This is a genomic window from Halolamina sp., from assembly GCF_036626355.1.
Lineage (GTDB): Archaea > Halobacteriota > Halobacteria > Halobacteriales > Haloferacaceae > Halolamina.
The window spans coordinates 1-9,718 of sequence record NZ_JAZKRY010000098.1 but is presented as its reverse complement, the minus strand read 5'-3'; the positions used below and the strand labels follow the sequence as shown (position 1 = coordinate 9,718).

12 protein-coding genes and 1 pseudogene are annotated in these 9,718 nt (G+C 65.5%); 4 read left to right on the top strand and 9 right to left on the bottom strand.

The annotated features are described in order from the left end of the window. The 4 genes and pseudogenes from V5A38_RS13150 to V5A38_RS13135 form a co-directional block, all read right to left on the bottom strand. Positions 1-420: pseudogene (locus V5A38_RS13150) on the bottom strand (hypothetical protein); the annotation flags it as partial. A gap of 285 nt (positions 421-705) precedes the next feature. Beyond that, a complete protein-coding gene (locus V5A38_RS13145; protein WP_332326218.1) occupies positions 706-1,869 on the bottom strand; it encodes an acyl-CoA dehydrogenase family protein in 1,164 nt (387 codons plus the stop codon). A 78-nt stretch (positions 1,870-1,947) separates the two neighbouring features. Next, complete coding sequence (locus tag V5A38_RS13140) at positions 1,948-2,673, bottom strand: type 1 glutamine amidotransferase (protein WP_332326217.1); 726 nt, start codon at positions 2,671-2,673, stop codon at positions 1,948-1,950. 451 nt (positions 2,674-3,124) lie between these two features. Further along, positions 3,125-3,835, bottom strand: a complete 711-nt coding sequence (locus V5A38_RS13135) for a phosphoribosyltransferase (protein WP_332326215.1) — start codon at positions 3,833-3,835, stop codon at positions 3,125-3,127. A 163-nt stretch (positions 3,836-3,998) separates the two neighbouring features. On the opposite strand from V5A38_RS13135, the gene V5A38_RS13130 reads away from it, so the two are divergent. Next, entirely contained in the window at positions 3,999-4,826 is an 828-nt protein-coding gene (locus tag V5A38_RS13130) for an amidohydrolase (RefSeq protein WP_332326214.1), read from the top strand. Positions 4,827-4,854: 28 nt separating this feature from the next. Here V5A38_RS13130 and V5A38_RS13125 read toward each other — a convergent pair whose 3' ends face one another. Both V5A38_RS13125 and V5A38_RS13120 read right to left on the bottom strand, forming a co-directional pair. After that, a complete protein-coding gene (locus tag V5A38_RS13125; protein ID WP_332326213.1) occupies positions 4,855-5,328 on the bottom strand; it encodes a DUF6789 family protein in 474 nt (157 codons plus the stop codon). A gap of 131 nt (positions 5,329-5,459) precedes the next feature. Beyond that, positions 5,460-6,383 (bottom strand): glycosyltransferase, encoded by a 924-nt coding sequence (locus V5A38_RS13120; protein WP_332326212.1) that lies wholly within the window; start codon positions 6,381-6,383, stop codon positions 5,460-5,462. Between the two features lie 86 nt (positions 6,384-6,469). Between V5A38_RS13120 and V5A38_RS13115 the strand changes: the two genes are divergently transcribed. Next, positions 6,470-6,862: a PPOX class F420-dependent oxidoreductase gene (locus V5A38_RS13115; protein WP_332326211.1), complete on the top strand. Its 393-nt coding sequence runs from the start codon at positions 6,470-6,472 to the stop codon at positions 6,860-6,862. A 93-nt stretch (positions 6,863-6,955) separates the two neighbouring features. Here the strand turns inward: V5A38_RS13115 and V5A38_RS13110 are convergent, their stop codons facing one another. Continuing rightward, the gene (locus V5A38_RS13110; protein ID WP_332326210.1) at positions 6,956-7,426 is read right to left on the bottom strand and encodes a type IV pilin N-terminal domain-containing protein; all 471 of its coding nucleotides are present in this window, start codon (positions 7,424-7,426) and stop codon (positions 6,956-6,958) included. Between V5A38_RS13110 and V5A38_RS13105 the strand changes: the two genes are divergently transcribed. Further along, entirely contained in the window at positions 7,418-7,606 is a 189-nt protein-coding gene (locus tag V5A38_RS13105) for a hypothetical protein (protein ID WP_332326209.1), read from the top strand. The two genes, V5A38_RS13110 and V5A38_RS13105, sit on opposite strands and share 9 nt — an antisense overlap. A 175-nt stretch (positions 7,607-7,781) precedes the next feature. Beyond that, a complete protein-coding gene (locus tag V5A38_RS13100) occupies positions 7,782-8,489 on the top strand; it encodes a class I SAM-dependent methyltransferase (protein ID WP_332326208.1) in 708 nt (235 codons plus the stop codon). A 175-nt stretch (positions 8,490-8,664) separates the two neighbouring features. Here V5A38_RS13100 and V5A38_RS13095 read toward each other — a convergent pair whose 3' ends face one another. Together V5A38_RS13095 and V5A38_RS13090 are read right to left on the bottom strand one after the other, a co-directional pair. Then, the gene (locus tag V5A38_RS13095; RefSeq protein ID WP_332326207.1) at positions 8,665-9,069 is read right to left on the bottom strand and encodes a TRAM domain-containing protein; all 405 of its coding nucleotides are present in this window, start codon (positions 9,067-9,069) and stop codon (positions 8,665-8,667) included. Between the two features lie 108 nt (positions 9,070-9,177). After that, on the bottom strand, positions 9,178-9,718 hold a 541-nt coding region (locus V5A38_RS13090; protein WP_332326206.1), incomplete at its 5' end, for a YkgJ family cysteine cluster protein.

Below are 9,718 nucleotides of genomic sequence, written 5' to 3'. Positions count from 1 at the left end.
CCTGCCGACGGCGACGTGCACGCCGTCGCCGCCCCTGCCGACGGCGACGTGTTTCTCGAAGAAGTTCCCGTGAACCAGCACGGATTCGTCCACGGCATCGAACCGCTCGCGGTTCTCCCGGAGCCAGTCCGCTGCCTCCCGGGCGAGATGGCCGTACCCCACCGTGTCGAGATAGCGCTCGCGCCGTTCCAGCAGCGTGAGCAGCGTGTCGCTCCAGCGCTGGTCTGCATCGACGGCGAGTCTGTCATCCTCGGCTCCTCGGAGCAAGCCAGTCCGGTCGAACTCGGCGGCCGTCTCCTCGTGGAGCGTCGCGAGCCCCTGTCCGAGCGCACGGAGTCGTTGTTCGTCTCGTTCTGGCGCCTCCTCAGGGACCGCCTCGCACCAGCGCGCGACGAAGTGGCCGTCGCAGACTGCGAGCACCGCCGGAACCGGATCTCGTAGGTGGCGTGCGGGCGAACCCGGTGGAGCTCCCGGGCGATTTCGCAGTCGTCGTACCTGCTGAGTGCGTCCTGGATGTCGTCGGGCATGGGTGTGCCGTGTGACGGACGGTGGCCGGCTGGCCGCGACACGGTGCCGCGGCTACAGCCGGTAGAAGACGGACGGACCGTGGCAGCTGTTCCAGAAAAAACCTGTCGAGAACGATCGGCCTACTCGAAGGTCGGATTGCCCGTCACTGACGGGAATCGCGGCGTGTCTCGGAACGGACTACTCGAAGGCCGCGATTCCCGTCAGATCCTGCCCCAGGATGAGGGTATGGATATCGTGGGTGCCTTCGTAGGTGTAGACCGTCTCCATGTTCGCCATGTGCCGCATCGGCGAGTGGTCGGCGACGATGCCGTTGCCGCCGAGCATCTCGCGGGCGATGCGTGATTGGTCGCGGGCCATCCGGACGTTGTTGCGCTTGGCCATCGAAACGTGGGTCGGCTCCATGTCCCCGCGCTCTTTCAGGTCTGCGAGGCGGTAGGCCAGGAGCTGACTCGTCGTGATCTGGGTCGCCATCTCCGCCAGCTTGTCCTGCTGGAGCTGGAACCGGGCGATCGGGCCGCCGAACTGTTCGCGGTCGGTTGCGTAGCTCCGAGCCGTCTCGAAGCAGTCGCGGGCGGCGCCAACGGCGCCCCAGGCGATGCCGTAGCGGGCCTGGTTGAGACAGGAGAGCGGCCCTTTCATCCCCTCGACGCCCGGGAGCACGTCCTCCTGCGGGACGCGGACGTCCTGCAGCGCGATCTCCCCGGTGATTGAGGCGCGAAGTGAGAGCTTCTCGTCGATCTTGTTCGTCGTCACGCCGTCGCGGTCCGTTTCGACGAGGAACCCTCGGACCGGGTCGTCCTCAGCGGAGCGGTCCTTCGCCCAGACCACCGCTACGTCGGCGATTGGGGAGTTAGTGATCCACGTTTTCGTCCCGTTGAGGACGTACTCGTCGCCCTGCTTCACCGCATCAGTTTCCATCGCCGAGGGGTTCGAGCCGTGTTCGGGTTCGGTCAGGCCGAAACAGCCAACCGCCTCGCCGGTGCCGAGGTCCGGGAGCCAGCGCTCTTTCTGGTCGTCGCTCCCGAACGCGTGGATGGGGTACATGACGAGCGCGCCCTGGACCGACGCCATCGAGCGCAGCCCGGAGTCACACGCCTCTAGTTCCTGCATCAGCAGGCCGTAGGCGGTCTCCGAGACGTTCGGCGAGCCGTAGCCGTCGAGGTTGGGTGCGTAGAAGCCGAGGTCGCCCATCTCGGCGATGAGGTCGGCCGGGAACGTGCCGTCGAGCCAGTGCTGCCCGATATCCTCCCGCACCTCGTCTTCGACGAACCGCCGCGCGGTGTCGCGAATCATTCGCTCCTCCTCGCCGAGGTCCGCCTCCAGACCGAGGTAGTCGAGCATGCCTTTACTCAGGGGGAAGGGGCCAAAAGCGGTTCGTTATGTGAGGCGTTCTCGCGGGGCCGCGACTGCTCACACCAGTCAGGCGCTCGCTTCGCTCCCCTGCTCTGTGCCCGCAGCGACTCGGCGGGCGTACTGCGTGAAGTTCTCGAACAGTCGCTTGGCGGCACAGGCCCTCTCGTAGTTCGCGGGCGTCACGTCGTCCAGGACGGCGTCGACGCGCTCGTCGCCGAGGTCCTCACGCTTCCCGTCGGCCACGTCGCGGGCGGTGGCGATGTCGTATTCGGGGTGGAACTGCACGCCCCAGGCGTGGCCCGCGCGGAAGGCGTGCACGCCGAACTCGTTCTCCGCGAGCAGCTCCGCTTCAGCCGGGAGGTCGACGACGGCGTCGCCGTGGGTGGTGAAGACGGTGAACTCCTCGCCCAGTCCGTCGAGCAGTTCGTCGTCGCTGGCCTCGGGCCGACGCTGGACCTCGTTGTAGCCGAGTTCGAACTCGTCCATGCCGGCGACGCGGCCGCCAAGCGCCTCGGCGAGCACCTGGTGGCCGTAACAGACGCCCAGAATCGGGATATCGCGCTCGTGAGCTTCGCGAACGTAGTCGACAACTGGCGGAATCCACGCTTTGTCCCAGTAGACCGACGCGCGGGAGCCGGTGATGACGACGCCGTCGAACTCGTAGTGGTCGGGCAGTTCCCCGTCAGTGACGTGGAACTCCACGAGATCGGCGTCGAGCTCCCGCCGGAAGTTCCGGGTGGTGCTTTCGTCGCCGTGGGCCGCATTGAGGAGTACGAACCGAAGTCGGGTCATACTGGGTGGTCGGGGGCTTCCGGGAAAGACGTTTTGCCTGTTCTGGCTGGTCTGAAGGGGTGTTCGGGTGTTCGTTGGGTTCTGGATTTGAGAAAGCGAGTAGTGGGTTGGACTCCGTGAACGGGAACAGCTCCGCAACCGCAAACAACACCGCGGAGTTCCCATGGCAAATAGGGCCGCACTGCGTTCCACACCGACCACAAGTCCTCCCCAACCGACTCGCTCAGGTTGACCGTTCGCGAGTCCATCGCGCTGGCTCACGCCACGAGGACGCTCGCGCTCTGCGCCACAGCTGCCGCGGGTGCGGTGCAGTTGGGACGCGCGCTCGCGTCGTCGCGAGCTCGCGGGCAGGGGCTTTCACGGTGTTGCTGTTCATCTGTTCAACGACTCAACGCAGAACAGCGGTCGACCGAACCGAACCACAGAATCAAGAACCGAAAACAATCGACGATCAGGCGCCGACGCCTTCGTTCGCCACCAGCCGCCATTCCTCACCGTCCGACTCGACGTCCCCCCGGTGAACCATCTCCTCGAGCACCTCGTCCAACCTGTCGGGCTGAGCGATCTCCATCTCGATGCGGTCCAGGTCGTGATACTCGCTCAGCAGCCGCCGAATATCCTCCTCGTCGAACACCTCGCCGTCGGCTTTCTCCATCACCCCGGAGATCAGGTCGATCAGATCCTCGATGAAGTTCCACGGGTAGACAATCCAGGTCCACTCCGAGAGATGCTCGCCGACGTAATCCGGTTCGAACGTCGAGGTGTCGAGCAACTGGAGCGTCGCAGTCCGGACGGAGGCGGCCTCTCGCTCCCGGACGTACTCGTCGGCGCGAGAGATCGAGCCGCCGGTGTCGGCGATGTCGTCGACGATGAGGACGTCCTTTCCCTTGACGCTCCCCTCCGGCATCGGGTAGCGCACCTCGGCGCCGTCGGATTTCTGTGCGGTGCCGACGTAATGCTCCATCTTCAGGCTCGCGAGATCGTCGAGCCCGAGGAAGTCACAGAGACAGCGGCCGGCGAACCAGCCGCCGCGAGCCAGCGCGACGACCACGTCGGGCTCGAAGGAGTCCTCACGGACCTCGTCGGCCACGTCCCGACAGAGCCCGTAAATGTACTCCCAGTCGGTGACCGTACAGTCGAACTCCTCGGGGAGATCGCTCATTCATCCCGTCATCGGGAACGGATTCAGTTAAACATTCAGAACCGCGCTCGCGGGTGACGCTGGCAGGTCGGTGAGAGCGCCCCGGCTCTCGGCGTCAGTGTCACGGTAATTTCGGGTCCGCCACCCGGACAACTTTTGGTGGCCGGGAAGCTCTACAGAGTCGATGCTGGAGCTGGAGCACAGGTTCCGAGTGTTCGATATCCACACCCGGCTCGACCCCGACGAGGAGGCCGTCGCGGTTCACGGCCGGGACATCTCCCCCGAGCGACTGGAACGGGAGATGCATCAGGCGGGCGTCGTCCGCGCGGCCGCCTCGCCCGGGCGCACCCCGGCCGGTGAGGGATATCTCCGGGCGAACAACGCCGTCGCCCGGCTGAGCGTCGACCGTCCGTTGCTCTCGTTCGCCCGGCTAAACGGCCCGCGGAGCGTCTCTCGGGGAATCTCTGGGCGGGTTCGAAACCTCACCGCGCGACCCGACTCCTACCATACCACCGCCGCCGACGTGGAGCAGTACGCCTACGACGACCGGTACCATGGCTTCACCCTCGCCCCCGCGGTCGACGGCCTCCCGACCGAGGAGGTGCTCGACACGCTCGGCGCCGTCGACGATCCAGTGCTGGTCCACGGTGGGACGCAGTTCTCTCCCGACACTGTCGCCGAGACGCTCCTCGACCAGGGGTTCCCGGTCGTGCTCACATCCTTCGGCGGCCATCCGCTCGATCGCGGGCTGATGTGGGACTCACTCGACCTGCTCGGGACGTCCGACAATCTCTATCTCGACACCGCTTTTGTCACCTACCGGGACGTGCTGGAGACGGGGCTGCTCGAACATCCGGACAGAATCCTCTTCGGGAGTGGCGCACCGGCTGTCCATCCCAACGTCGGGGTGATGGAGATGCTCACGCTCAACGTTCCCGAGGACGCGATGCGCCGAGCGTTCACCAAGAACCCCTCGCGGGTCGTCCCGGGGCTCGACTCCGGCTCAACCTGACGCTGAAACCGGTCGTGTGCTCACCCAGTCAGAGCTTCCCCGCTACCGCTGGGTACACCGCGCCCAAGACGACGCCGTAGACGAGGTGCCAGAGCAACGACGGCATCGCGAAGTTGGGGAACGGCGGGTTCGCGGGCGAGCCGACCGCCGAGAGCCAGAGCGGCATCACCAGCCCGGCCAGGACCAACCACGTTACGACACCCCAGCCGGCGCCGAGGCCGACAGTTTTTCCGGTCGAATCGGGGTCGACGGCGCCGCAGATGGCGGCGAACACCACGCCCAGCACCGCCCCGTGGGAGACGTGGACGAACAGTCCAGCGCCCACGCCTGCCGGTGGGGCGAGTCCATAGAGCGATGGTATTGCGACCGCGATGGTCGGTTGGTTCATCAAAATCACGAGGAACCCCATCGCGAATGCGCCGACGATGCCCCCGATGACACCGGCTTTCCAGTTGCCGTTCTCGACCGCCGATACGTTCACTGTCCCGGTGGCTGTGGCCATTGGGAACCCGATTTTGGTTCCATCGTACTAACTTTTTCGGAAAATGTAATTGGTTCACATTAATGCGCCGTATACAGAACCCGGCACAAGTGGGTGTGGGTGCCGGATACAGGCGGGCTCGTAGTGGTCCGTTACCGCCAATCGTACGTCGCAACCGCCCGGTCGGACCGCTGTGAGAGCCCGTTGGGGTTACGGGTGGTCGTGCGGTCACGGGCTCGCGCGACGAGGCCGTCGGCACTCCCGCGAGCGAGTCCGGTGAGCACGTCGCGACCGGTCCCGAACCAGGCGGAGGGCGAGTGTTCGCCGGTGAGCACGGCTTTCGCGGCATCGACCGCGTCAGCGGCAGCATGGGAGAGCGTCCGGCGAGCGACCGTCGGCCGGGGGCCGTAGTTTTTGAGCAGTCGATAGCTCAGCGAGCGGTATTTCCACTCGCGAGTGTGCTCCTCCGGCCCCATCGGCGCCGGTCCGGTGCCGGACTCACTGCGCTCGTGTCGGGTGGTCATCGCCTCGCGCCAGTCCACACCGTAGTCCGCCCCGGCGAGGCGATGGGCGGCGTCGCGGGCGCCACCCGTTTTTAGATACTCGTCGAACCCGTCGAGGACGTCCCGCAGCGCCGCCGTCCGGAAAGCGACGTTGTCGCCGCCGAAATAGCTCACCTCCCGTCCGGCGATACTCCGACGCTCTGGCGCCTCGGTCGTGTGGTCGGTCTGGTTGCTGTGGACGACCGGACCGGTGACAGCATGTGCGGTTGCCAGGCCGTCGACGATGGCGTCGACCCACTCCGACCCCACCTGGAGGTCGAACCCGAGGAAGGCGACGGCGTCGCCCTGGGCAACCGAGATGCCGGCGTTGCGGGCGACGTTGATACAGCGATCGGCGATTTCAACCAGCACGTCCACGTCGTCGCGTTCTCGTACCATCCCGGTTGTGCCGTCGGCGGAGGGGCCGTTGACCACTACGACCTCCGTGTCGGGCGCCCCTGCGGCCAGCGAGTCGAGACTGGCGGCGAGGCGTTCCCGACCGTTGAGCGTCGGGACCACGACCGAGAGATTCATACACCACCCTGACCTCGGCCGAACTTAAACCCGTGGCTGGCAGGCGCTGCCGAACGCTTACGGGGGTCGGCTCCAACCCTCCAGTCGTGATACCTGAGTCTCACGTCGATATCTTCGAGCGCGAATCGTTCGCTCACCTCTCGACTATCATGCCCGACGGCACGCCACAGAGTACGCCCGTCTGGGTCGATCACGAGAATCGGGAGTACGTACTGGTCAACACCGCCCGCGGCCGGCGCAAGGAGAAGAACGTCCGCCACAACCCCGACGTCGGGCTGTCGGTCTGTGATCCCGATGACGCCTATCGGTACGTCTCCGTTCGTGGCGAGGCCGAACTGACCGAGGAGGGTGCCAAAGACCACATCGACAAGCTCGCACAGCGCTACTTCGACCAGGCGGAGTACCCGCACCACGGCGAGGAGTCGGGGCCGCGCGTCATCATCAAGATCCCGACCGAAGATATTGTTACGAGTGGGTAAGCCCCGTTGGCGGGACGGGTCCATCCTTCGGCCTCGAGCTCGTTCACGTGACTCGCTGGTGAGGGAGGGTCGCGTGCTCGTCCATCCCGCTATTCAGCAGGGTTTCGGGTCCGGTGGGGACGGAACTGTGACCTCGCTGACCGAGAGCGTTTCGTCTTTTGGTGATTCGAAGATGATTCGGTAGACCTGGCCCTCCTCACTGATCCGGTTGAGAGCCCCGTCACTCCCACAGCCATCGACATGCGCAGCTGAACCAGGCCCAACCTTTGGACCAGTGGTCCATATATCAGCCCACGCGACTCGGTTGCCGTCGCCGTCGACGACGAACACCTTCGTGCCGTCCGCAATATCGCCAGCCTGGTGATGTATCTCCAGGTAGGGTTTGCCGCCGTTTCCGTCACCGTCGGGCTCGTACTCTGCGACACTGAGTGATACTTGGGGGCCCGGTGTCGGGAGGTCCTCGGCGACCCCCAGCGCCATCGACCCGATTATCACCGCGAGCAAGAGAACGATAACGAGCATGAGCGCCACCCCGACAACGGAGGACACCCCACGGTGGTCCATGATTACTCTTGCTTGGAGGCACTGATTAGCTCTATCGACGAACTTCTGAAACAGAAAACACCCCAGCTGGTGGCCTCGGCCAAAGAGCCACACAACGCCGGTGAGACGGCAAGCTCCGAGAGCGAGCCCGGCGACAGACAGACGCCGGTCCAGCGGGCCCTCCCGGACAGCCAGCGATGAGCCCTGGTGAGGAACCCCGGTTTCGCCGATTCCGTTCCGCTCCCGGGCAGCCGCGCCGGAGCGGCAGGCTCTCAGGTGAAGCAGTGTGGCGCCAGGCTGACGGACGGACGACCGGGGGCGATGCATAACCTGCAAGCAGTACGGTTTTAGTCTTCGGCCCGCGACTCCCGGTAGCGTGAAAGGGAAGGAGTGGTACCAGGCCGACGACGTCGCCGAGGAGTACGAGGCAAAGCGGTTCTCCCGTGGCGGCCGGCTCATCGACCGCCGGGAGAAACAGGCAGTGCTCGATGCGGTGGGCCCCGTCGAGGACCGGAACGTCCTCGAAATCGCCTGCGGGACCGGCCGGTTTACGGTGATGCTGGCAGAACGCGGCGCCGACATCGTCGGCCTGGACATCTCCGAAGCGATGCTGGCACAGGGCCGCCAGAAGGCCCGCAAAGCCGGGGTCGCCGACAACGTCGAGTTCATGCGCGGCGACGCCGCACGGCTTCCCTTCCCTGACGATCATTTCGACGCGGTGGTGTCGATGCGGTTCTACCATCTCGCGCCGACGCCGGCGAAGTTCATGGCCGAGATGGCCCGCGTCTCGAAGGAGCAGGTGTTTTTCGACACGTTCAACGGGTTCAGCACTCGCGTGCTCTACAATCGGCTGCTCCCCATGGGCTCACACCTCTACAGCCGCGACGAGGTGGCGGAACTGCTCGACGGCGCGGGCCTCAGCCTCGAGAACGCGGAACACGATTTCATCCTGCCGTACGGCTTCTATCGGCAGATCCCCGACAGCCTGGCGGTCCGCATCCGGAAACTGGACACCGCCATCGGAAGCACGGGGGTAGGCGAGAAGCTCTGCTCGGTCTCCTACTGGAACGCCCAGGTAGAGTAGGCCGGACCTGCGAGGACTGCTGCCGGCGCCGGACTCGTGGATTCACGAGGCACTCCTGGGACGCCTCGCGCTTCGAGGTCGGTTTGCCTCCGGGAGAGCGAGTTCTCCCGTGCTCTCGCTCGGTTCCCTCGCGAGCACCCCGCGCCGAAGGCGCGGAGTTGTCCCGACCTCGGAGCTACTCTTCGATTATCTCCCCGACAGCGAAGTTCGACTTCACTTCCGAGATTTCGACTTTGACCCGTTCGCCCACCTCGGCGCCCGGGACGATGATGACGTAGCCCCGCTCGACGCGAGCGATGCCGTCGCCCTGCTTGCCGATATCTTCGACCTCGACGTAGCGCACCTCGCCCTGCTCGACCGGTGGCTGGGGCTCGTCGCTGGTCGTCGTGCTGGTCGTGCCAGAGCTCTCGCTCCGGGTAGTCGTCGTTCTGTCACCGTCGATGAGGGCAACGCGATAGGTCTCTCCCGAGGAGAGCGAGCCGGTCTCGATCTCGCGCTTGGGTACCTCGACGACGTACCGGTCGCCCTCTTCACGCACAGTTGCACTGAACAGACAGAGGAGTTCGTCCGAGATTTCCATACTGAGACTGGACGGAACTACTATCGCCCGTGTAATATGTGTACCGCTCCCACGGGGGTGGGCCGGTTTCGGGACCAGACTCCCGAAACCGGCTATCGTCCGACCCGACTATCGTCCTAATCGGCTCTCGTTCACCGGGGCCCCGTCAGCGGTCTTTGCGCCTTCGGAGTCGTGGACGATGACCTCGCCCGACTCGGGCTCGACTGGCTCGTAGTTCTCCCGGACGGCGATGGCCTCCTCGAGTTCCCGAACCGCGCGCTCTTTCAGCGCCGCCGCGAGCGCTTGGGCGCTCTCGCGGTCGATATCTCGGCCGAGCCCTTCGCACTCGTGAGCGAGCATGGCGGCGCCCGCGGGTTCGTCGTCCTGCTGATTAGCCAGTTGGACGCTGTCGACGGCCTTGCCCATCGGTTGGGTCGTGCCGTCGAGATCCACACTAAAGGGGTAGGTCTCACAGATGAGCGGCCGGTCGGCGTGGACGCTGCAGGCACCGACGCCGTCTGCCTCCTCGTAGAAGACACAGTCCCCACAGGCGTCAGTCTGGAGCGCCCACTCGAACGTCTCGCCCTCGGGTCCCGATTCACCGTCCGACAGCCCGTACGGCATCGGCCGGGCCACGTCGCGCCACTGGACGTCGTCGCCGTCGTCGCCG

Bases quoted from the DNA above. Each gene is read 5' to 3' on its own strand.
- V5A38_RS13145 (WP_332326218.1), bottom strand. From the start codon at position 1,869: ATGCTCGACTACCTCGGTCTGGAGGCGGACCTCGGCGAGGAGGAGCGA.
- V5A38_RS13140 (WP_332326217.1), bottom strand. From the start codon at position 2,673: ATGACCCGACTTCGGTTCGTACTCCTCAATGCGGCCCACGGCGACGAA.
- V5A38_RS13135 (WP_332326215.1), bottom strand. From the start codon at position 3,835: ATGAGCGATCTCCCCGAGGAGTTCGACTGTACGGTCACCGACTGGGAG.
- V5A38_RS13130 (WP_332326214.1), top strand. From the start codon at position 3,999: ATGCTGGAGCTGGAGCACAGGTTCCGAGTGTTCGATATCCACACCCGG.
- V5A38_RS13125 (WP_332326213.1), bottom strand. From the start codon at position 5,328: ATGGCCACAGCCACCGGGACAGTGAACGTATCGGCGGTCGAGAACGGC.
- V5A38_RS13120 (WP_332326212.1), bottom strand. From the start codon at position 6,383: ATGAATCTCTCGGTCGTGGTCCCGACGCTCAACGGTCGGGAACGCCTC.
- V5A38_RS13110 (WP_332326210.1), bottom strand. From the start codon at position 7,426: ATGGACCACCGTGGGGTGTCCTCCGTTGTCGGGGTGGCGCTCATGCTC.
- V5A38_RS13095 (WP_332326207.1), bottom strand. From the start codon at position 9,069: ATGGAAATCTCGGACGAACTCCTCTGTCTGTTCAGTGCAACTGTGCGT.